Annotated in this window: 19 protein-coding genes and 2 pseudogenes; 14 read left to right on the plus strand and 7 right to left on the minus strand. The window is 67.2% G+C overall.

The genetic code is table 11. The features are described from left to right. The first annotated feature begins 3 nt into the window (after window positions 1-3). Genes KBY88_RS15010 through KBY88_RS15020 form a run of 3 tightly spaced genes read left to right on the plus strand, consistent with a single transcriptional unit; the run spans window position 4 to window position 1,914 of the window. Window positions 4-423 (plus strand): hypothetical protein, encoded by a 420-nt coding sequence (locus tag KBY88_RS15010; protein WP_254940752.1) that lies wholly within the window; start codon window positions 4-6, stop codon window positions 421-423. Then, entirely contained in the window at window positions 420-1,631 is a 1,212-nt protein-coding gene (locus KBY88_RS15015) for a lipid-A-disaccharide synthase-related protein (RefSeq protein ID WP_254940753.1), read from the plus strand. The genes KBY88_RS15010 and KBY88_RS15015 overlap by 4 nt, the downstream gene beginning before the upstream one ends. After that, a complete protein-coding gene (locus tag KBY88_RS15020) occupies window positions 1,624-1,914 on the plus strand; it encodes a DUF8620 family protein (RefSeq protein WP_254940754.1) in 291 nt (96 codons plus the stop codon). Before KBY88_RS15015 ends, KBY88_RS15020 begins: the two co-directional genes overlap by 8 nt. Here the strand turns inward: KBY88_RS15020 and KBY88_RS15025 are convergent. Further along, window positions 1,871-2,812 (minus strand): TIGR01777 family oxidoreductase, encoded by a 942-nt coding sequence (locus KBY88_RS15025; RefSeq protein ID WP_254940755.1) that lies wholly within the window; start codon window positions 2,810-2,812, stop codon window positions 1,871-1,873. The genes KBY88_RS15020 and KBY88_RS15025 overlap by 44 nt on opposite strands. Window positions 2,813-2,840: 28 nt before the next feature. Then, the gene (locus KBY88_RS15030; RefSeq protein WP_315858146.1) at window positions 2,841-4,082 is read right to left on the minus strand and encodes a cation:proton antiporter domain-containing protein; all 1,242 of its coding nucleotides are present in this window, start codon (window positions 4,080-4,082) and stop codon (window positions 2,841-2,843) included. Window positions 4,083-4,284: 202 nt separating this feature from the next. Between KBY88_RS15030 and KBY88_RS15035 the strand changes: the two genes are divergently transcribed. From KBY88_RS15035 to KBY88_RS15050, 5 genes and pseudogenes are all read left to right on the plus strand, one after another. Continuing rightward, complete coding sequence (locus KBY88_RS15035; protein WP_254940756.1) at window positions 4,285-4,794, plus strand: hypothetical protein; 510 nt, start codon at window positions 4,285-4,287, stop codon at window positions 4,792-4,794. Then, a complete protein-coding gene (locus tag KBY88_RS15040; protein ID WP_254940757.1) occupies window positions 4,778-4,915 on the plus strand; it encodes a hypothetical protein in 138 nt (45 codons plus the stop codon). Before KBY88_RS15035 ends, KBY88_RS15040 begins: the two co-directional genes overlap by 17 nt. Before the next feature lie 129 nt (window positions 4,916-5,044). After that, window positions 5,045-5,098: pseudogene (locus KBY88_RS16335) on the plus strand (hypothetical protein); the annotation flags it as partial. Window positions 5,099-5,106: 8 nt separating this feature from the next. Then, complete coding sequence (locus KBY88_RS15045) at window positions 5,107-5,664, plus strand: acyl-CoA dehydrogenase family protein (protein WP_254940758.1); 558 nt, start codon at window positions 5,107-5,109, stop codon at window positions 5,662-5,664. Window positions 5,665-5,832: 168 nt separating this feature from the next. Continuing rightward, window positions 5,833-6,117 (plus strand): acyl-CoA dehydrogenase family protein, encoded by a 285-nt coding sequence (locus tag KBY88_RS15050; protein ID WP_254940759.1) that lies wholly within the window; start codon window positions 5,833-5,835, stop codon window positions 6,115-6,117. A 117-nt stretch (window positions 6,118-6,234) separates the two neighbouring features. Here the strand turns inward: KBY88_RS15050 and KBY88_RS15055 are convergent, their stop codons facing one another. Further along, window positions 6,235-6,369, minus strand: coding sequence for a hypothetical protein (locus tag KBY88_RS15055; RefSeq protein ID WP_254940760.1), 135 nt, complete (start codon window positions 6,367-6,369; stop codon window positions 6,235-6,237). Between the two features lie 841 nt (window positions 6,370-7,210). On the opposite strand from KBY88_RS15055, the gene KBY88_RS15060 reads away from it, so the two are divergent. Continuing rightward, window positions 7,211-7,360: a hypothetical protein gene (locus tag KBY88_RS15060; protein ID WP_254940761.1), complete on the plus strand. Its 150-nt coding sequence runs from the start codon at window positions 7,211-7,213 to the stop codon at window positions 7,358-7,360. Between the two features lie 325 nt (window positions 7,361-7,685). Beyond that, window positions 7,686-7,940, plus strand: a complete 255-nt coding sequence (ndhO, locus tag KBY88_RS15065; RefSeq protein ID WP_254940762.1) for an NAD(P)H-quinone oxidoreductase subunit O — start codon at window positions 7,686-7,688, stop codon at window positions 7,938-7,940. Here the strand turns inward: ndhO and KBY88_RS15070 are convergent. The 3 genes from KBY88_RS15070 to KBY88_RS15080 form a co-directional block, all read right to left on the minus strand. Continuing rightward, window positions 7,937-8,635 carry a J domain-containing protein gene (locus tag KBY88_RS15070; protein ID WP_254940763.1) on the minus strand — a complete coding sequence of 233 codons (699 nt, stop codon included), beginning with the start codon at window positions 8,633-8,635 and terminating at the stop codon, window positions 7,937-7,939. The two genes, ndhO and KBY88_RS15070, sit on opposite strands and share 4 nt — an antisense overlap. A 146-nt stretch (window positions 8,636-8,781) precedes the next feature. Then, window positions 8,782-10,485, minus strand: a complete 1,704-nt coding sequence (locus KBY88_RS15075) for an iron uptake porin (protein ID WP_254940764.1) — start codon at window positions 10,483-10,485, stop codon at window positions 8,782-8,784. 291 nt (window positions 10,486-10,776) lie between these two features. Then, the gene (locus tag KBY88_RS15080; RefSeq protein ID WP_254940765.1) at window positions 10,777-12,441 is read right to left on the minus strand and encodes an iron uptake porin; all 1,665 of its coding nucleotides are present in this window, start codon (window positions 12,439-12,441) and stop codon (window positions 10,777-10,779) included. A gap of 290 nt (window positions 12,442-12,731) precedes the next feature. Here KBY88_RS15080 and KBY88_RS15085 point away from each other — a divergent pair, with 290 nt between their 5' ends. The 4 genes from KBY88_RS15085 to KBY88_RS15100 all read left to right on the plus strand — a co-directional run bounded on the left by KBY88_RS15085 (window position 12,732) and on the right by KBY88_RS15100 (window position 18,602). Further along, window positions 12,732-14,669 carry an ArnT family glycosyltransferase gene (locus tag KBY88_RS15085; RefSeq protein ID WP_396103296.1) on the plus strand — a complete coding sequence of 646 codons (1,938 nt, stop codon included), beginning with the start codon at window positions 12,732-12,734 and terminating at the stop codon, window positions 14,667-14,669. Window positions 14,670-14,680: 11 nt separating this feature from the next. After that, window positions 14,681-16,192 carry an ArnT family glycosyltransferase gene (locus KBY88_RS15090; RefSeq protein ID WP_254940766.1) on the plus strand — a complete coding sequence of 504 codons (1,512 nt, stop codon included), beginning with the start codon at window positions 14,681-14,683 and terminating at the stop codon, window positions 16,190-16,192. Continuing rightward, complete coding sequence (locus KBY88_RS15095; RefSeq protein WP_254940767.1) at window positions 16,192-17,853, plus strand: ArnT family glycosyltransferase; 1,662 nt, start codon at window positions 16,192-16,194, stop codon at window positions 17,851-17,853. Before KBY88_RS15090 ends, KBY88_RS15095 begins: the two co-directional genes overlap by 1 nt. Before the next feature lie 533 nt (window positions 17,854-18,386). After that, entirely contained in the window at window positions 18,387-18,602 is a 216-nt protein-coding gene (locus tag KBY88_RS15100) for a hypothetical protein (protein ID WP_254940768.1), read from the plus strand. 1,299 nt (window positions 18,603-19,901) lie between these two features. Here the strand turns inward: KBY88_RS15100 and KBY88_RS15105 are convergent. Further along, window positions 19,902-20,030, minus strand: a pseudogene (locus KBY88_RS15105) (photosystem II D2 protein (photosystem q(a) protein)); the annotation flags it as partial.

A 20,030-nucleotide genomic window follows, 5' to 3' on the forward strand; every position in this document is an offset into this window, starting at 1 on the left:
ACCATGACGGCCAGCCACGACAGCCTCTTCGAGGACGCCATCGGTCGCTACCAGCGGGGGGCTCCAGCCTCCGAGGTACTCGAGGAATTCCGTGCCATCACCCTCCAGGCCCCGCGCCACTCCGCCGGCTGGACCTGCCTGGCCTGGCTGCAGCTGCTCGAAGACCAGCCCGAGGAGGCCCTGCGCTCGGCCCGCACGGCGGTGAAGCTGAACCCCCAGGACCCCCAGTCGCGCATCAATCTCACCCTTGCCCTGCTGGAGACCAATGCCAAGGGTGTGCGGGAGCACGTGGACCTGGTGCGGCGCGTGATGGCGATGGCCCCGGAACTGGCCGGTGAACTGCACGACTCGATCGCCGATGGGCTGAACCGCAAGCCCGGTTGGAAGGCCCTGGAAAAGCTCAAGGCCTGGCTGGACGCTTGAGCCGGATCCTGCTGCTCAGCAACGGGCACGGGGAGGACCTGAGCGGCGCTCTGATCGGGCAGGAGTTAACCGCCAGGGGCTTCGAGCTGGCGGCCCTCCCCCTGGTGGGCCATGGCCAGGCCTACAAGCAGGCGGGCCTGCCGGTGCTGGGCCGCACCCGGGAGTACAGCACCGGCGGGCTGGGCTACACCAGCCACCTGGGCCGGCTCACGGAGATCGTGCAGGGTCAACTGCTCTACCTCCTGCGGCGTCTGGCGCTGCTGGCACGGGTCGCTGGCCGCTACGACCTGGTGGTGGTGGTGGGGGATGTGATTCCGGTGCTGGCGGGCTGGCTGATGGGGCGGCCGGTGGTCACCTATCTGGTGGCCTACTCCAGCCACTACGAGGGTCGTCTGCGGCTGCCCTGGCCGTGCGGTCCCTGCCTCGCCAGCCGCCGCTTCCGGCGCGTCTTCAGCCGCGATGCCCTCACAGCAGACGATCTCAGCCAGCAGCTCGGGCGGCCGGTGTCCTTCCTGGGCAACCCCTTCCTCGATCGTGTTCTGGAGCCCAGCAGGCCATTGGAGAGACCCGGCGCGCCCCGCACGGCCCAGCGCCTCGGGCTCCTGCCTGGAAGCCGATTACCGGAAGCCGAACGCAATCTGGCGCTCATGCTGCAGGTGCTCGATCGCCTGCCTGCGCCCCTTCAGCACAGCGAAACCCTGGCCCTGGAGGCAGCCCTGGTGGGCGAACTCTCCCTTGAGCGGATCCAGGCGTTGGCCGAGCCCTTGGGCTGGGAGCTCCAGGGGCAGCGGCTGCGGCGCGGGCCCCTGCACCTGCAGCTGCGCTGGGGGCAGTTCGCGGCGATCGTGCAGCAGAGCGATCTGCTGCTCTCGATGACGGGCACGGCAGCTGAGCAAGCCGTGGGGCTGGGCAAACCGGTCCTGCAACTGCCGGGTTTCGGGCCCCAGTTCACCCCGGGCTTCGCCGAGGCCCAGCGGCGCCTGCTGGGACCCTCCCTGTTCTGCGCTGAAGGCGCCCCGGGGTCCCAAACCAACCTTCGAGCCAGCGCCCAGCTGATCCCCCGGCTGCTGGCGGAGCCGGATCTGGCCGAACGCTGCGGGCGGAACGGCCAGGTGCGGATCGGATCCGGCGGTGGAGCGGCGAGAATGGCCGATCAGATCTCGGCCCTGCTGGGGCTCCCCGCCCAGGCCCTGCCCCCCCATGGCTGACCCTTCCCCCTCCCCAGAGCCGTCGATTGCCACCGCACCAGGCCTGGAGGCCCGCCTCAAAAATGCCCTCGACACCTTCCTGGTGGCCGATGTGTTCCTGGTGATCGGTGGGGCCCTGTGGTTCGCCCTGGCGGTGGTGCTGGACGCGCGCCAGCTCGGGGCGCCCCTGGCCCTGTTTCAGCGGCTCTGGACACCCCTCTTCACACCCGCCATCGGCCTGCTGATGGCCGCGGCCCTGGTCAGCGGCGTCCTGGGCTGGTGGCAGCGGCGAGCGCAGCGCTGACCTCCGGGTAGCTGAATGCAAAGCTCTGGCGCATCAAGCGCTCAGGAAGCACCTGCTGGCCCTCCAGCACCACCTGGGCCCCCTCCCCGAGCAGCAACTGCAGCAGGGGGCCGGGCACCGGCAACAGGCTGGGCCGGCCGAGCACCTTGCCCAGGCTGGAGGCAAACGCGGCCATGGACACCGGCTGAGGGGCCACGGCGTTGTAGACCCCGGTGTAGCCGGAATCTTCGAGGGCGGTGGCCACCAGCCGGCAGAGGTCGGTGCGCTGGATCCAGCTCATCCACTGGCGGCCGGAGCCGATGGGCCCCCCGAAGCCAGCGCGGAACACCGGCAGCATCTTGCCCAGGGCGCCGCCATCGGGTCCGACCACGATGCCGATGCGCAGTTTCACCAGCCGGCCCACCCCCGCCGAGAGCGCCCGATCGGCCGCAGCCTCCCAGGCCACGCAAAGCCTCCCCAGCACGTCGCGGCCCGCCGCACTGCCCTCCACGAAGCGCCGGCTGCCATCGGTGCCGTAGTAACCCACGGCCGAACCATTCACAAGCACCGCCGGCGTCGCCCCAGCCACCTTGATGGCCTCCACCAACAGTTCAGTGGTGCGCACCCGACTGTCCAGGAGGAGCTGCCGCTGGGCGGGGCTCCAACGGCGTTCGGCAATCGGTTCCCCCGCCAGGTTCACCACCCCATCGGCCGAGCTCAGGGCCGCAGTCAACGCTGGGTCCTGCCAGCTGATCCCCTGGCTGGGGTCGAGCACCAGCCGCTCCAAGGCCGGGGAATCCAGAGCGGGGAGGGCCGCGGGATGGCGGCTCACCAGAGTGATCTGGTGACCCCGCCCCAGCAGATGGGGCACCAGTTCGCGGCCGACGAAACCTGTGCAGCCGAGGAGCAGCAGGCGCACACGAATCAGAGCGAGGAACGGGCCAAGGCTATGGGGTGGCGGGTGCGGCGCGGACCAGGCCCAGCCAGCGGGCCACGGGCACCAGGGAAAGGCCCTGGGCGATCAGCCCCAGCAGCACCACCGCCAGGGCCAGCGGTGGCATCGCTGCTCCCCAGCCCACCGGGCTGGCCGCTGCCTGAATGGCAATGGCCACCGGCACAGCTCCCCGGAGGCCCGCCAGGATGGTGAACCAGCGCTCGGCCCGCGGCAAGCCCGAGCGCAGCAGCAGCACCTCCACCACCAGCCAGCGGGAGACCAGCAGCCCCACGAGCAGGAGCACAGCCCAGGCCATCCTGGAGACCACATCGTTGGGGTCCACCACCAGCCCAAGGCAGAGGAACAACACCAATTCGGCCAACTTGGCGAAACCCGCATGGGATTCCTCCAGCAGGGGCCGGTCCACCTGGGGGTCGTTGCCGAGCACGAGCCCCATCAGGTAGGCCGCCAGCAGGCCGCTGGCCCCCACCAGGTTGGAGCCCCCCACCACCACCATCAGCAGCGCCAAGCTGACGATCGCCCCAAGGCGGCCATAGGCCTGGCTGCGCTGGCTGCTGAGCAGAAGGGTCGCCGCCTTGCCGCCGATGAAGCCCAGAAACACCCCCAGCAGGAACTGACGCACCACCTCCACCACTACCTCAGAGCCTTCGCCCCCCTGCCCCGTCGCCAGGGCCAGGGCCAGCCCGGCCAGCACCACCGCCATCGGGTCGTTGAGGGCCGACTCGCACTCCAGCAGATCGAGCAAGCGTTGGGGCAGCCGCCCCGCCAGGGGTCGCAGCAACCCCAAGGTGGCGGAGGCGTCGGTGCTGCAGAGCATCGCCCCAATGAACAGCGCCACCGCCAGGCTCACGGGGACGGCGGAAAAGGGCAGGCTCTGGAGGGCGAGCACATAAACCGTCACAGCCGCCGCGCTCAGCAACGACCCAAGGGTGGCCAGCCGCACGGCGGGACGGATCACCGCCCGCATCTCCCCCCAGTTGGTGGTGAGCCCCCCGAAGAACAGCACCAAGACCAGGGCAACCTGGGAGAGCTGCTCGGCCTTGGCCAGGCTGAGCAGGGGCGGAGCATCCCCAGGCAGGGCACTGAGGTTGTTATCGATCAGAAGACCCAACACCAGCACCAGCAGAATGCCGGGCACCTTGATCCTGGCCGCCATCTGATCGAGCAGCACTGCCATCAGCAGCAGGCCGCCGAACAGCAGAAGGAACAGAGCCAGATTGTGGGACAAGGCCAAGGTGCCGCTGTTGGCCTCTTATAGACGTGCTGGCGCGATCGGATCAGCGCCCCTGCCCTGACAGGGCGCCGAATCTCAACGAAGGCGGCGCGGCCCGAGACGGTCCAAGACCCCAAGCCCGATGGTGGACGTGTGTTTTGGCGCGTCATGCCTGCCCGCTGCCGTTGCCGATCCCCGGCAGCCATCCAGCTCCGGTCAGGTCATGGCGGGACCGACCCGCACACCCGCCTCCCCCACGAGCCTGGGGCCGAGCAGCCTTCCGGTGCAACTGTTCTGGTTCGTGGCGCTTCTCGGCGAGGTTCCCCTTCGGGCCATGGCTTCCGCTGGCCGTCAGATCACCCTGCCTGCCATCCAACAGAGCGCCCGGGCCGCCGAAGGCGTCAGTTCCCCTGGCTTGCTCCTGCCCGCGGGCCGCTCCTGCGCCGACACCTGGGTGGCCGCCTCGGCATGGGCCGCCTTCACCGAACGGCTCAGCTTCCCGCTGGGGGCTCGACCCGGCATTGGCCCCGGCGCCGGAGTGCCACCTCCTGGATGGGCCCTGCAGCGCTGGGGCTGCGATCGAGCGGAAGGTCCTGCACCACCACCTCTGTCAGATCGGTCATGGACCGAGGTTTCTCTGTTGCTCGTGAGCACCGATGGGGATGGGACGAACCTGGTGGCCGAACCCATCCTTGTGTTGCCGCCGGGACCCGGCCATGCATGGGGCCTTTGATCTGAGCATCGGCCTGCCGATCCAGCGGCAACGGGATCGCCAGCGCTTGCTGGAATTGCGCCGGCACCAGCTCGAAACCGTTCACATCGCCGCCCAGCACGTGGCGAAACAACCCCGTTGACCCCAGCCCCGATGAGCACAACCCCGATGAACGGCTACACCTCCGGCTTGGAGGCCTTCTGCGCCGACCGAAGGCCGGAGCCCTGAGGCCGACCGCCGAGGGGGCACCCCCTGGGCCGCTCGCCGGGCGATCCGCGACGCGGGCGGGCTGGGGCTCTCGATTCCTGCTGCCCTGGGCGGAGCAGGCTGGAAGTGGACCGAGCTGTCCTCCCTGATCCGACCCATCGCCCGGGGGGGCAGAGCTCCTTCGCCCACCTGCTTTCGCACCACTACCTGGGCCTCACCCTGCCGCTGGTGTTGGGCACCGAGGAGCAACAGAAACGCTTCCTGGGCCAGGCCCTCGCGCACAACCAGTGTTGGTGCAACGGCCTCAACACCCTCGATCGCCGCACGCGACTCATCCCCAACGGCAACGGCTACCGCCTGAACGGCATCAAGGGCTTCTGCTCCGGCAGTGTCGACGCCGATCTTGTGCGCCTCACACCCGATCTTGGCCCGGATGACCATCGGGTGATCCTGCTTCCGAGCGCCCAGCGCAGCGGGCTGAGGGTGATCGACGACTGGGATGCGATCGGCCCGCGCCAGACCAGCAACGACACGATTCACCTCGACGATGGGGCAGAGGAGACCGATGAGGTGCTGGACCCCGGGCGCTGGACCCCGCACGGCTGGGGGGATCGCCCTTCAGCACGATCCGCACCTGAGCTGGCCCAACTCAACCTGGCCACCCTTCACCTCGTGCTCGCGTAAGGGGCGCTCAATGAGGCCCGCTGCCGCGTCCTGGAACGGCAGCAAGCGGGTGCACCGGGGGCCAGACCAGCAGAAGATTGGCGCAGGACGATCACGAACGACCGCTTCACCCACCTCTGGCTGGATCTGCAAGGGGGCCAAACCCTGAACGACATTGCCCTGGAGCCCATGCAGAGCAGCTGGGGCAAGGGCCCCGACCTCAGCGCCAATGAAAGGGGGGACTCGGCCATTCACTTCGGCTGCGCCAAGGTGGCCAGCCCAGAGGCCGGACTGCCCATCACCCAGGGACTGTTCGATTGGGTGGTTGCCCGAGCCACGGGAGCCGCCGAGGCACGCAACCGCTCCTCGCGGAACCTGCGCGTGCTGAACCTGCACGATCCCACCGAGGCCAAACTCCAGGCCATCGGGGCCTACGCCCTGAAAGGCCGCCCCCGACCCAGCTTCTACGACTGATCGGCGGACGCGCCCCGTCAGGAGGCACTGATCCACCCCATCGATCGCCGAGATCGGCTTGGGGATCAAGGTCGACGACGAGTAGGCCTCCACCAGCTCCGTCTGCTCGGCCACCCCCTAGGGAGTGACAGGCAGGGAGGAGCACTCGCGACGCTTGATCACCACGGCAAGGATGGCCGGATCCACCTGGGTCAGCCGGGAGTCAAAGCCCACCACCTTGTTGGCCTTGCGGTTGGCCCAACGGGAAACCACCTAGGACCCCTAGCCCAGCGCGGTGATCACCTCCGGGATCGCCTTGGCGAAGAAGCTGCTGGTGGCCAGCCCAGGCACATCCGACTGGGCCACGATCGAGGCATGGAACGGATCCCCGATCACCCAGGCCCCACCGAACCCGGTTGATGGTGGAGTGGATCTTGGCCGGGGCCAGGTCGACCGCTTGGCTGGCCCTGCTCGACAGCCCCACCGAATGCAGAGCCGTGTCGGCGGGGGAAGGGGCGCCGGCGCTCATGGAGAGCCACCATCGCGACCTTGAGCCCTGGGAGGGATTGGATGGGGGGCATCTTCGCCAGAATCGCCGAACACCTGGCCCTGGGCTCACGGGTGTCCGTTCCCATGGAAGAACCCCTCGCGCCCTTGGCCTCCACTGGCGGAGGGCGCCGGTGCGTCGGGTGTCGAGGCGGCCCCTGATGAGCACGTCGAGGATCGGCGGACCAAAGGGAAACTCCACCCCCTTGGCGTCGGTCATGCCCAAAGGCTTTGACCTGGAGCTGAGGCTGGTTCTGAACTTCAGCAGGGTGACCGGGTCGAATGGCTGGTGACCAGGGGTATGGGGCGCAACCGATGCCCGTTGCATTCCTGTGCACCGGCACCGCTGGCCCGGCCCTCACCCGCCTCAGCGCCATCCCAGTCGCCCGTGTCGTTCGAGGCCGACAGCACCGATGCGGCTGAACCCATGGGCGGATGGGCGACGTTCCCCACACCCGGGGCCAGCGGCCGGTCCCTTGGCTGGCGCTGCCAGCGGGGGAGCGGCCGCTGATCAGGGCCGCCACCAGGCCGAACAGAGCAACGGCCTGGTGGGAGCGAGGCCACGGTGGTGGCGATCGATCCCCTGCCGGAGCGGATGACGCTGGCCTGCCAGCGGGCCAGAGACAGCCTCACGGCGGGACTTGGTCAGGCCGCTGAGCTCTCCGCCTTTGACGATGCCGGGTTCTGTGCCCTGGCGGATGCTGAGCGGGGTACCTGATGAGCTTGGCCCCACGGACCGCAGCGGCCTGGTTCACCACCCGGTGGCGAGCGCCGAGAGGCTGCAAACACCGGTGCTGTCAGCAGGTCATAACGATCAGCGGCTCAGGCCCCTGACCCTCGAGGACCACTTCAGCAAGGGGGGGCCATCCGCTGCCCTGGCCTCGCCGTTCCAGCTATGGCCATGGCCTGGCGGAGCCTGGCAGGCCGAACGGGCTCGCCGACGTCTGGTGCATGCCAGGATCCCAAACCGCAGGAGGTGCTGGAGCGGCTGCTTGATCGCCAGAGCCAGTAATCTGACGCATCCCGGATCCCCCCAGGTCGCCATGGCCGAAACTCCCAGCGCGGCGGCGGCTCCCGTCCAAGCAGCCGCACCGATCAAAAAGGGATCGCTGGTCAAAGTGAGCCGCCAGGCCTACGCCGGCAGCCTCGAGGCCGCCGCCAGTGATCCGGCGCCACCGAGCTACCTGTTCGAAGGTCCCGGCGAGGTGCTGGTCCTCAAGGGTGACCATGCCCAGCTGCGCTGGAACCGTCCGGTGCCCGACCTCTGGCTTCGGCTCGACCAACTGGAAGCCTTCTAGAGCTCCAACCGCCGGCGCTCCTGGTGAAGGAGGGTCCGGCGCCGTTTGGCTTCCCGCAGCATCTCGCGCCCGTCGTGCAGATAACTGTCCACGTAACCCATGGTGTAGCGCTCAAGCTCGGCGAGGGCGTCCTGCACCTGGCTCAGGCAGTGGTACAGACTCAATCCAAAGCCCTTCGCCGCAGCCGGGCAGGCCATCGATTGGAAGAGGCTCTCCACCTTTTCAAGCCGCACCTTCCCCTGCTCAAGGAACGCGCAGAACGCCTCCATCAGGGCATCGTCGTAGGGATCGGCCGAGAGCGCTCGCAATTCTGCGGGGAAGGGATTGATCACCTGTCCCAGCAACCGATCGATCGGTCCATAGACCTGCTGAAGCCACCGCAGCAACTCTCCATCCTTCTGGGCCCCTGATGCCCGACGGGGGCCTGATCGCGCCCCCGGGCCACCACGGCCATCCGTAGCGGGCGGGGGCTGCCCCCCGGCGGGCTCTGGGATCTGGCCATGGCGCTGGCGACGAGCCCGATCCCCCAGCACCGCCCAGGCGGCGTTGATCGCCACGATCGCCTCGCTTTCGCCTCCGGCATCGGGGTGGTGGCGTTTCACAAGGCTTCGATAGGCGGCCTTGATCTCCGCAGGGCTCGCCTGGCGGCTGACACCGAGCACCCGGTACGGATCGGGGTTGGAAGCGGCCGACAACGGTTCCGATCGATTGACTCGTCTCCATCTTCCCTAACCGGGCCTGCGGGTTGGCACCATCGGTGCCGTGCCATGAAAAAGCCCCCCTGGAGCAGGGGGGCCGTGGGTGAGGAGCACGTAAAGGAGGGTGTGAGGGACCCTTCTGATCAGAACTTGAAGGTGGTCTGAACGAGGTAGCCGAGGGTGCTGAAGGAGTTGCCATTTCCGGTGAGCTGTCCAAGGGGACGGCTCAGATAGAAGATGGCAGGGGTGACCGAGATGTTATCGGTGACCTGGAACTTGTACCACCATTCCCAGGCATAGTTGCCGTCAGCCGGTGTGGTGTTCCCGACACCGCTGCTCCCGCGTGTGAGGGCGGTCGCGAAGGTGGGCTGACCAACAGCCATGCCCGCAGAATTACCCTTGGCGAACACATCCGTCCACTGAAGACCGGCGAACCAGCTCTGGGATTCAGTGACGTACGGGTTAACGAACTCAAACCCGGTGGAACGGATTGAGTTGCCGGAAAGGGAGTTGTACCCCCAACCCAGGCTGATGGATGGGAACCAGCCACTCTTCTTGGGCTGCCAGTAGGCGTTCAAAGCCACACTGTTGGATTCGCCGTTGGCAAGGAACCAGCTGTTGGAGGCCACGAAATTCGTGCCCCTGCGGAAGTTTGAGGCTGCCTGGCCATAGCGGTAGGCCGCCGAAACGCTCCATTGGGGGGCGGTGTAGGCGAGCTGGGTCAGGAAGCTGGAACGGGAGCAATCCGTGCCGATGCCACCCTCACCCGTGGAGCAGGTGAAATCACTCACCCCATCATTGGGTGTTCCAACATTGCCCTGGGGGGCCACATAGCTTGCCGAAGCGCTGAATCGGCCCTGCCCTTTCTTGACGTTCTGCTTCCAGATCACCGCCCCCATGGAACCGGTGGCTTTGTTGTAAGTTCCCGGCGCACCATTCAATGCAAACAGATCAAGGATCCGTTCACCCTTGCCACTCCCGTAGAGCGAGGGTGTCACCCCCAGGTGCTCGGTGTTCCGGGCCCTGGCGCCCAGGACGAACGTGAAATCCTTGCCCCATGGGAAGCTGTAGTAGAGACGATCAACTCCGATTGCGTCACTGTTGTTGTTGACGCCGTTGCTGGCCTTGTCAAGTGCCGTGAGATTGAGGCCATTGCCATTGAAGGCATTGTTGAAATTGCCCGAGCGCAGACGGGTGTAAAGCAGATCCTTACCCGAGAAGCTGGTCAGGAAGTTCAACCGCAGGTCGTAGCTGAACGTGGTGGCTCCATAGAGGGCCTTGTACTTGCTCGCCGCACTGCGATTGTTCAACTCGGGGTTGTTGGGGAAAACGGATCCCCGGACGGCCTTGTCGCCGGTGGCATCCACACCACCGAGAACGAAGGTCGCCTCACCCTGCAGCTTGGTGGTGGTGGAGAACTGGGTAGCTTCGAGTTCACCAACCTTGGCCTCAAGACCATCGACACGGCCACGAAGGATGGCCAACTCCTTCTGGTACTCCTTCAGGAGCCGTTGCAGCTCATCGGTCACTTCGGTGATCCGATCGAGGCAGGCGTTGAGCAGGGCGGCCGCCTCCCAACGGGTCAGAGGCTGGTTTCCCTTGAAGGTGCCGTTGGGGTAGCCAGCGACGCAGCCGTAGCGCTCCACCAGGTTCGAGAGGGCCTGATAGGCCCAGGAGGTGGGCTGAACATCGGAAAACTGCGTGATGCTGGTGACCTGCTCCTTAGTGGAGACGGGCGGCGAATACCGGTTGACATCAGTGAGATTGAGCTCTGCGGCCGAAGCCGCCATCGGCGTTGCCATGCCCAAAAGGGCAGGGGCAAGCACAAACCTGCTGAAAAGTTTCATTGGTCCTCACACCAAAAAGAGGAAGCACCATGGGGTGCCGGCGCAGATTAGCAAAGGCCACAAATCCAGTGCTTGATGAGAGATACGCACCCATGTAGCGCTGACTACACGCCTTGGGTATCAACTGGCCTCAAGAACTTTGTTCACCCAGCCTTGCGCAACAGGCAATAAAAAACCCGACTGGCTAAAGGCCAACCGGGTTGATTGAGGAAACAGTTGAGGAGTGAAGTGGAGGAAAGTTTCGGCGAAGGAAGTGTGAGGAACTTCGCCGAAACCAGACAGATCAAACGATCAGAACTTGAAGGTGGTCTTGACGAGGCCGCCGAAGTTCTCGAAGGAATCTCCGTTGCCCTTCTGGAGCTGACCCAGAGGAGCACTGAGATAGAAGATCGCAGGTGTGACACTGATGTTGTCGGTGACCTGGAACTTGTACCACCACTCCCAGGCGTAGTTGCCGTCGTTGGCAGTCAGAGCGTTGTCATTGCCTGATTTGGTGATGAAGGTGGCTTGGCCCACGGCCATGCCGGCGGAGTTGCCCTTGATGAACACATCGGCCCACTGGAGACCGACGTACCAGGACTGGCTCTGAGCTCCGTCAATGACATCAGCAAGACCACCGTTGGCGGGGTTACCTGCTGAAGCAAAGTCGGCGGAGTAAGAGTTGATGCCCCAACCAGCGCTAACAGAAGGGATCCAACCGGAGTTGGTGGGCGTCCAGTAGCCACTGATGCCAACGGAACTCACGTTGTTAGACAGGGCGAAACCCAGGTTGGCCAAGGGTGTTGCGTTGCCGCCGTAGAGGCCCGCCAGTCCACCTTGAGGAGTGGTGTAGGTGTAGGCCGCAGCCAGGCCCCAGTTGGTGCCGGTGTAGGCGATCTGGGCGGTGCCGGTCTGGGCGGCACCGTCGGTGCCGATGCCACCGACGTTGGGATTGCCGTTGTTGCCGTTGGCGGAGACGTAGTTGGCGCTGATGGAGAAGCCACCCGACTTCCACCAGATACCACCACCGGAACCGAGGTTCAGGCTGTAGGTACCGGGAGCGCCACCGTAGGTAAAGATGTCGAGAACGGTGTCAGCGGGGTAGGCGCTGGGCCACAGAGCCAACATGTCGTCCTGACGGACCTTCGCACCAACGGTGGCGGTGAAGTTGCTGCCGATGGGGAATTGGTAGAAGAGGCGGTTCACCATCACGGTGTCCGCACCAGGAGGACCCTCGAAGGAAACCTCGAAAGCGTTCAGGCCGACCAGGTTGTTGCCATTGGCGGCACCCCAGGGGCTGGCGCCGTAGTTACCCGACCGCAGGCGGGTGCGGAGGAGGTCCTTGCCGGTGAAGCTGGTGTCGAGGTACAGGTCGAGGTTGTAGTTGAAAGCCGTGCCACCCTGCTGGGTGTTGGCCGCAGTGGCGAAGTTCTGGGTGGGGGCAACCTTGCCTCCGAGGAGGACAGATTCAGCCGGGGTGGCCAGGGCGGAACCGGTGAAGGAGTTGGCACCGATGGTGAAGGTGGCCACTCCACGCAGCTTGGTGGTGGTGGAGAACTGATTGGCTTCCAATTCGCCGACCTTGGCCTCAAGGCCATCAACGCGGCCGCGCAGGATGGCGAGTTCCTTCTCGAACTCCTTCATGAGCTTCTTGAGCTCGTCGGTCACTTCGGTGATCCGATCGAGACAAGCGTTGAGGAGGGCAGCGGCTTCCCAGCGGGTCAGGGCTTGACCGCCCTTGAAGGTGCCGTTGGGGTAGCCAGCGACGCAGCCGTAGCGCTCAATCAGGTTCGAAAGCGCCTGGTAGGCCCAAGCGGTGGGCTGAACGTCGGAGAATTGGGTGATGCTGGTGACCTGCTCCTCGGCGCCGGCGTACTTGTTGACGGCGTCAAGGTTGAGGTCTGCGGCCGAAGCAGCCATCGGGGCCAGAAGGCCCAGGGCTGCAGGAGCCAGCAGGAGTTGCTGGAAAAGTTTCATGGGGTCCTCACACACGAGAGGCGCAATGCGCCAACCAGATAATCCCCCTCCTGCCCCAGGTTCTCAACGGTCCATGTGCCAGAAAGCCCAACGTCCTTGCACCAAGGGCCGCCGGTTCAGACTGAGCGCCTGATTGCGCCAGGGCCCTGACGATCCGCTCCCCCCGCACGCTTCTGTGGTGGCTGACCCTGGCCCTGCTCTGGCTGGCGACCACCCTGGCCGACAGGCAGTGGCTGCAGCTGGATCAACGGCTGCCCTCCTGGGACCAGGCCGATTATCTGAACAGCGCCGTGGACCATGGCCGCGCCCTGGGGCTGTTGGCCGGCGGCGCCTGGGAGGGTTGGCAGGCCCTTCTGGACCTGTCCCCGAAGATTCCCCCCCTCGCCAGCCTCGTGAACGGCACGGTGCTGGCCATCGCAGGCGACAGCCCCGATCAAGCCAGTGCCGCCCTGGCCATCTGGCAAGGGTTGTTGCTGGTGGTGGTGGCCTGCTGGGGCCGTCAGCTCGTTTCACCAGGCTTCGGCCTGCTGGCCGCGGCACTCACCAGCACCACCCCGGCCCTGGTGGCCCTGCGGGTTGATTTCACGCTCGATTTGCCCCTGGCGGCCACCAGCGTGCTGGCGCTCTGGCTGCTGGGGCGCTGGGCGGCACCTGATCCGCGAGGCGGGCGCTGGGGTCAGGCAGGCGCGGCCGCCCTGGCGCTTGCGGCCGCGGTGCTGGTGAAGCAGAGCGCTCTGCTGGTGGTGCTGCTCCCCGCACTTTGGGCCGCAGCCGTGGGCCTGCGACGGCCCCAGCGGCGACTGCAGGTTCTGGCCGCCCTGGGCCTGGTGTTCGCCCTGATTCTTCCCTGGCTGCAGCACAACTGGATCACCACGATCGGTGGCACCAACAGGGCCGTGCTGGAGTCTGCCGCCCAGGAGGGTGACCCGCCGGCGCTCAGTCTGGTCAGCCTGCTCTGGTACCCCAAGCTCTGGCCCGAGCAACTGGGGCTTGTCAACAGCTTGCCCGCACTGGCTGGAGGGCTGGCGGCAGCGGCCAGAGCCTGGAGGAAACGCCTGCAGCCGAACGCCGCGGAAACCAGCCCAGGTTGGGGCTGGGGCTGGTTGATCGGCTGCGCCATCAGCGGCTGGCTGTTCACCACCTTGAGCCCCAACAAGGACCCTCGCTACATCGCGCCGGTGCTGCCCCTGCTGGTCTTGCTGGTGACCCGGGGCTGGTGGATCCTGCTCCTCTGGTTCCGGGCCCGCTGGGGGCGCAAGGCCGCCCTGGCCCTGCTCGGCCTTGGATTGATCGGGAGCGCCATCGCCAGCGCCGTGGAGCGAACCGAGGCGCTGGAGCGCAACCCACCCTTCCCGATGGCGGAACTGATCCGTGAGCTGCGCCAGCGGGTGGGCACCGCCCCCACCACGGTGATCGTGATTCCGACCACCGGCGACTTCAATCAGAGCAACGTCACTGTGTTCGGCCGAAGCGGCGGTGGCGAGATCGTGGGGCGTGAGATCGGTAAACGGGAGCAGGAACATCCCCTGGTGCTGCGCGAGGCGGAATGGTTGGTGCTGGCCACCGGGGACCAGGGCACCCACCGGGAGGTGTCCCGCCAGCTGAGCCGCTTGGTGCGCAGCGACGGCCGGTTCGAACGCCTGAGCAGCTGGCTCTGGAACGAGGGACGCTCCATCGAGCTCTGGCACCGGCGGGCCGCCGCGCCAGAACCGACGCGCTTTGACCGGCGCTTCATTGCCTTGGCCCGGGGGATGGAGCAGGGGCCCAAGGGGCTGGCGGCCGTGTTCGCCGCCATCGGGCCCGAGCACCAAATCGACGGCCATTTCCTCTATCAGACCCGGGTGGCCCGCTGGGCCGACAAGAAGCTGCGCACCGCCCCCGACGACCGCGATGCCCTCTGGAGCCTGGCCCTGCTCGGGGTGCTTCAGAACCGACCGATGCTGGCAGCCCTGTGGTTCAGTCGCCTGGAAACACTCGAACCTGCCAACCCCTGGCCAGCGGCCTACCGCTCGGTGGTGCTGCTGGCCGATTGGCGCGTCCCCCAGGCCGCCGCCGTGGCCCAGGCAGCGAACAATCGCCAGAACAATCCTGTGCTGCAGGGCCTGGCGGATCTGGCCGCCAGCCTCAGTGGCAACCTGAGCCGGATTCCCGCGCTGCGCGCTTCCCTGCCGGGGGCAGTGGAGGCGGTGCGGGGCCAACTGAGCAAGCCACAGGCGGACCCCCGATAGCCTGTCGATCCATGGGCCTCTGCCGTTCCAAGGGCCATCCCCTGCCGCTCTGGCTCCCGCCGCTGATCGGTGCGGCCCTGCGGCTGGTCCAGATCCAGGCGCCGATCCTGGGCATCCACAGCTGGCGCCAGGCGGACACGGCCGCCATGGCGCGCAATTTCGCCGAGCAAGGAATGCGGTTCTGGCAACCCCAGATCGACTGGGGCGGTGCCGGCAGCGGCCTGGTGGAAGCCGAGTTTCCCCTCTACCCCTATGGAGTGGCCCTGCTTTACAGGCTGTTCGGGGTGCATGAGTGGCTGGCTCGGGGGCTTTCGGTGCTCTGCAGCGTGCTCACGGTCGTCCTGCTGATCCGGATCGGTCGGCACCTGCTGGGAGAGCGGGCCGGCTGGTGGGGAGGGATGTTCTACGCCGTGCTTCCCATTCCGGTGTTCTACGGACGCACGGTTCAACCGGAGGCCCTGCTGATGCTGCTGGCAGCCCTGGCGTTGGAACGCTTTCTGGTCTGGCTGGAAGGCGGGCGGCGCTCCGCTCTGCTGGTGTCGTGGCTGGCCTTCAGCGGGGCCTGCCTGGTGAAGGTGCTCCCCTTCCTCTGGCTGGGGGCACCCCTGCTCTGGCTCTGGGCGCGGGGGAAGGGGGGGTGGGGCCCGGTGCTTCGCCGCCCCAGCTCCTGGCTCTATCCCCTGGGCGCCGCTACGGTCACAGCCCTTTGGTACTGGCATGCCCGCCAGCTGGGCGAGAGCAGCGGTCTCAGTTTCGGCTTCTGGGGCGGCCAGGCGAACCGCTACACCTGGTCCGACCTGCTCGGGTTCAGCTACTGGGGTGAGCTGGCCCTGCGGGTTGCCGTGCGCAACCTGGCCGTGCTGGGGGTGCCCCTGCTGATCCTGGGCCTGCTGCCGCCCCGCGCCGGCTCAGCCGCCGAGGTTCGCCCGCTGGTGCGGGTGCTGCCGCTGGGGCTGGTGGCGGTGGTGGTGGCCGGCGCCCTGGCCCCCGAAACCACCGCCGTGCATGAGTACTACCAGTTGCCTCTGATGCTGTTCGCCTGTCCGCTGATGGGCCAGGGGTGGGTACGGCTGCGCTCGGGGTCGATCGGCTGGCGGCGGGGGGCCTGGGCTCTGCTGACCTTGATGGTGCTGGTCAGCCTCACCATTCTGGGGGTCGATTACTGGAGCCGGGAGCGGATCGCCGGCTCAGCCGCCTGGGAACTGGCCCGCCAGATCCAGGCCAGCACCCCTGGGCAGGCCCGCGTGGTGGTGATGAGCGGCCCCGATCCCACCGTGCTCTACCTGGCGAACCGCAAGGGCTGGCTGGTGACACCCGAGCCCCTCAGCCATCAGGACGCTGCCGCCTGGCGACGGAGGGGGGCCGATGCTGTGGCGGGGAGCTTTGCGGTGATCGAGAGTTACAGGCCCTTCCCCGATGGCCCCGAGAAAGACCGTCTCCGCCGCTGGGTGTGCGCCCAGCCGCCCGGGTGCCCGAGCGGCTCCGCTTTCGTTGTGCCGCTGAACACCGGAGCCGCTGTTTGATGATCCATAGCCTGATTCTCCAGTCGGGAACGCCCCCCAGGCGCCTGCTGTTGTTCCTCTGGGCAGCCGCGCTGGTGCTGTCCCTGGCGGGCCTGGACAACCTGCCGCTGCGCGATTGGGACGAAGGGATCGTGGCGCGGGTGGCACTGGAAATCGCCGATCGGGGGCTGCCCCACGGGCTGCTGCCCACCATCTGGGGGAACGACTATCTCAACAAGCCCCCGGGGCTGCATTGGCTGATCGCCGCAGTGATCAGCTGCTGGCGCCACCTTTCCGGAGCCCCTGTCTCGGCCCTCCCGCCCGAGTGGGTGGTGCGCCTGGCGCCGGCACTGCTGTCCACGCTGGTGGTTCCCCTGGGCGGCCTAGTGCAATGGCAATTGCGACCCGGCCAACGAACGGCAGCGTTGGCCACCGCTGCCATCCTCCTGACCCTGCTGCCGGTGATGCGTCAGGGGCGGTTGGCCATGCTGGATGGGGCCCAGTTGAGTGCCATGGCCCTGCTCTGGTGGGCGCTGCTGCGCAGCCGCCGCGGGCAACGGGTCTGGGCGAATGGTGCCGTAGCTGGGCTGGGTGGGAGCGCCCTGTTGCTGCTGAAGGCGCCGATCCTGTTGCCCGCGCTGCTGGCCGGTTTCCTGGGCCTGGCGTTCGACCCCACCCCCGGCCCCAAGCGGTGGCGCTGGCTGCTGGCCGGGCTGGTGGTTGGCCTGTTGCCCGGCCTGGCCTGGCATGCCTATCACGGCCTGATGCGTGGCCAGGGTGCCCTCTGGCTCTGGGGAGGCGACGGGGTGGGCCGGGTCCTGCTTGAGGCGGGCGAAGGCAGTTCCCTGGGCTGGAGAGTGCCGCTGCTGAAAGTGCTCGAGGGGGGCTGGCCCTGGCTGCCGCTCTGGCCGATCGCCGTGGGAATGGCCTGGCGACAGCGGCAGTGCCCCTGGGGGCGGTGGTGCCTGGTGCTGCAAGCGGTGATGGCGACCTCGATCCTGCCCCTGCGCACCCAGTTGCCCTGGTACAGCCACCCCCTCTGGCTCCCCTTCGCCCTGCTGTGCGCTGCCCCCCTGGCCGACCTTCTCCGCCCCGGGGGCCGAGGCGGGGTGCTGCGGCGTCTGCCTTGGTTCTGGATGGTGCTGGGAGGCGTGCTGCTCGCCGCGGGGGCGGTGGCCAATCTGCCGGACCAGGCGGCCCTGGCCCCCTACCGCTGGCTGCCGCTACCGGCGGGGGCAGGGCTGCTCGGAGGCGGATGGCTGCTGCTCAAGCCGGCGGAATCACCGCGACGGAAGGGCCTACTGCTGCTCATCGGCGGCTGGTGGCTGTCGTTGCTGCTGCTGGGCACCAGTCCCCTGTGGAACTGGGAGCTGAACGAGCGCTGGTCGGTGCTTCCGGCGGCGACCCTGGCCGCGGGAGGCGGTGCGCCGGTGTACATGGATGGTGACGCGGCAGAGCGGCCCAGCCTGCGCTGGTATGCCCAGCGCGAGGTCAGGCGCCTGCCGGACCACCAGGGCGGCAGGATTCCCAGTCCGTTCAATCTGATCCGGCAAGCCGGCGACCCCCCCGCGCAGACCCTGCTCCGCAAGGGCTCCTTCTGCAGCCTGAAGCTGCTCGGTGACGACAACTGGCAACGCTGGCTCTGCTACGACCCAGCCACAGGCGAGTCCCGGCCCCCCTAGTCCGAAGGGGCCCACCGGGTCATTCCTGCAGCGGCCATCGCCTTTGCACAGTCAGGGCTCCTGCTGCAGTGATGACATCTGCGGGTGCCCAGCGCCTATCGCAACCAGGAGATCGTTAGGCAAGCCCCTGGAGCGGCCTGGGGCACCCTCTTTTCAAGGGCACTCTTCCCGCGCAGCTTGTCTCCAGGGTGATCCAATCCGGGGACATCCATCGTTTGGTGGCCTGCGCAGGGGGCCGCTGATCGGGCTGCTGGGGGGCACCCGGCCCGCAACGACGCCGGCAACATTGCCGCTGCGGTCGAGCGCCGGCGCGGAGGATCGAGGGCCGCCCAGGCTCTAGGGCCGGCGCCAGAACGGCAAGGGCAAGACCATCGCCCGCTGGCTTGGGTTCGATCAAGCCACAGGGGAGGAGCCCGTGATCGCCGCTGCGGGCCTGACCATGCCCGCGGAAGACCAGCCCCGCTTCGACGCCGCCCTGGCGAACGGCCACGGCGCAATCGTGCTGAGCTGCCGCCCACGGCTGCTTCGTCCGCGTGGTCTCCTGGCTGTTGCCGCAGAGGCCCAAGGGCAGCCTCTGCGGCACCCAACACACCTCCAAGCCCATGGGAGTTCCCGCCCGCCGCCAGGTGAGCACCTATGGCAGTGCCCCCATCACCTCCCTGAGCGAGGGCCTGATCCTTGCTCGCATGGGCCCCCATGCCGCCCAGCCGCTGCCCTTCATTCCCTCCAGTGGCGGCTGGCGCCGCTGATCTGGCCGCGGCTGAACCTCGCCTCTGGATTCCAGGTTCTCAGCGGCGACCTTGGCCAACGGAGCTGATGGTGGCGGCGGCTGGCGGATTGACCTGGCCCGGCTGGTCTCCCCCTGGCCAACCGGCCCAGGGCCATGATCGTCGCCTCGGGGCTCGCCCAGGTTGTGGCTCCGGCCCAAAGGGGGCGTAGTCCTGCGGGGGCTTTGGTTGAAGCGACGCCGTGGCTATCCGGTGCCCCCTGGCGATGGTGAGACCCTGACCGACCTGGCGACCGCCCTGGTGGTGTCCAGCGGGGGCTGGGGGGTCTCTTGCAGCGGGGAAGGTGGGGCTGATGGGGGGTAGGGGCCGAAGCCGGGCCGTTCACGCACCCCAAAACCTTGATTCGTTTGGAGGACGCCCTGCAGCATCTGCCCCAAGGCAGCGCTGGAATGCCGTGATTCGCCCCCTGATCGAGGCGCCCCATAGGATCACCAGGCTGCGGCAACTGAGGCCAGCTGGTCCCTTTCTGATCGCCGTGAGCCTTTTGGCCTTCACCTGGCTGATCGAGGCGGCTCTGGTCCAGGGGCTGTTCGGCGCGATCGGTGCAGGTCCGAGTCTCAACCAGACGGCCGTGATCCACGCCACCACAGGGCTGGAGGGGTGCTGTTGTGATGACGTACAGATTGGGCAGCTGCAAACCCAGGGCGATCGACCTGGCAGTGGCCTTCGGGGCAAGCCGGCCCTAGGTGCTTGGGTACGGCCTGACTCTGGGGCTGGTGACCGTGGCCTGTCCTGCCTGATCGTCAGCGGGGCACGGAAAACCCAAAGGGTTTTATGCACTCCACTCTGCGGTGTGTGGACAATCGTCCAGCCTTGGAGAGCGCAAGCCCCCCCTAAACGATGCCCCCGATGGCCTGCGGGAAGCAGACCATCGGGGGCTCTCGCCGGGTCCGCTCTGGCGCGGAACCGATTGATCAGGAAACAGACACCGAAATCAGCCGGCGTTCTCCGCGATCAGCAGACCCTGGGTCATGGAACTGTGGCTCACGGGCACCTCCTCCTTGGGGGGATTAAAGCCAGCCGGCGACGCCTACGGCTGCGAACCTGAATCCGAAGCCACGCCACTGCTGACGGAACTCGCTGATGGTATCGGACTTTCCAAGCTCATCGCGACTCCCCAGCGGAGTTTCTGACCCTGCCCCCAGGGTTCACGCCGCTTCGGTGACGGGGGCAACCAACCAACCAGAGAAGTAACCCCGCGAAGCAAAAAACACTAAAAAAGCGCCCCATACGGGGCGCCGGAATGGATGGGTTCAACGCTCAGAGAGCGTTACCACGGGGCAGAACCTCTTCGGGGAAGATGAAGTTTTCGTGAGGCTGGTCAGCCGGTGCCATCCAGGCACGCAGACCTTCGTTCAGAAGAATGTTCTTCGTGTAGAAGGTTTCGAA

Origin of the sequence: Cyanobium sp. Morenito 9A2 (assembly GCF_024345575.1) — a bacterium.
Classification (GTDB): domain Bacteria; phylum Cyanobacteriota; class Cyanobacteriia; order PCC-6307; family Cyanobiaceae; genus ATX-6F1.

Coding starts and splice junctions, on each gene's coding strand:
- KBY88_RS15095 (WP_254940767.1), top strand. CDS start 16,192: ATGATCCATAGCCTGATTCTCCAGTCGGGAACGCCCCCCAGGCGCCTG.
- KBY88_RS15010 (WP_254940752.1), top strand. CDS start 4: ATGACGGCCAGCCACGACAGCCTCTTCGAGGACGCCATCGGTCGCTAC.
- KBY88_RS15040 (WP_254940757.1), top strand. CDS start 4,778: ATGCATGGGGCCTTTGATCTGAGCATCGGCCTGCCGATCCAGCGGCAA.
- KBY88_RS15090 (WP_254940766.1), top strand. CDS start 14,681: ATGGGCCTCTGCCGTTCCAAGGGCCATCCCCTGCCGCTCTGGCTCCCG.
- ndhO (WP_254940762.1), top strand. CDS start 7,686: ATGGCCGAAACTCCCAGCGCGGCGGCGGCTCCCGTCCAAGCAGCCGCA.
- KBY88_RS15050 (WP_254940759.1), top strand. CDS start 5,833: ATGCAGAGCAGCTGGGGCAAGGGCCCCGACCTCAGCGCCAATGAAAGG.
- KBY88_RS15035 (WP_254940756.1), top strand. CDS start 4,285: ATGGCGGGACCGACCCGCACACCCGCCTCCCCCACGAGCCTGGGGCCG.
- KBY88_RS15020 (WP_254940754.1), top strand. CDS start 1,624: ATGGCTGACCCTTCCCCCTCCCCAGAGCCGTCGATTGCCACCGCACCA.
- KBY88_RS15080 (WP_254940765.1), bottom strand. CDS start 12,441: ATGAAACTTTTCCAGCAACTCCTGCTGGCTCCTGCAGCCCTGGGCCTT.
- KBY88_RS15075 (WP_254940764.1), bottom strand. CDS start 10,485: ATGAAACTTTTCAGCAGGTTTGTGCTTGCCCCTGCCCTTTTGGGCATG.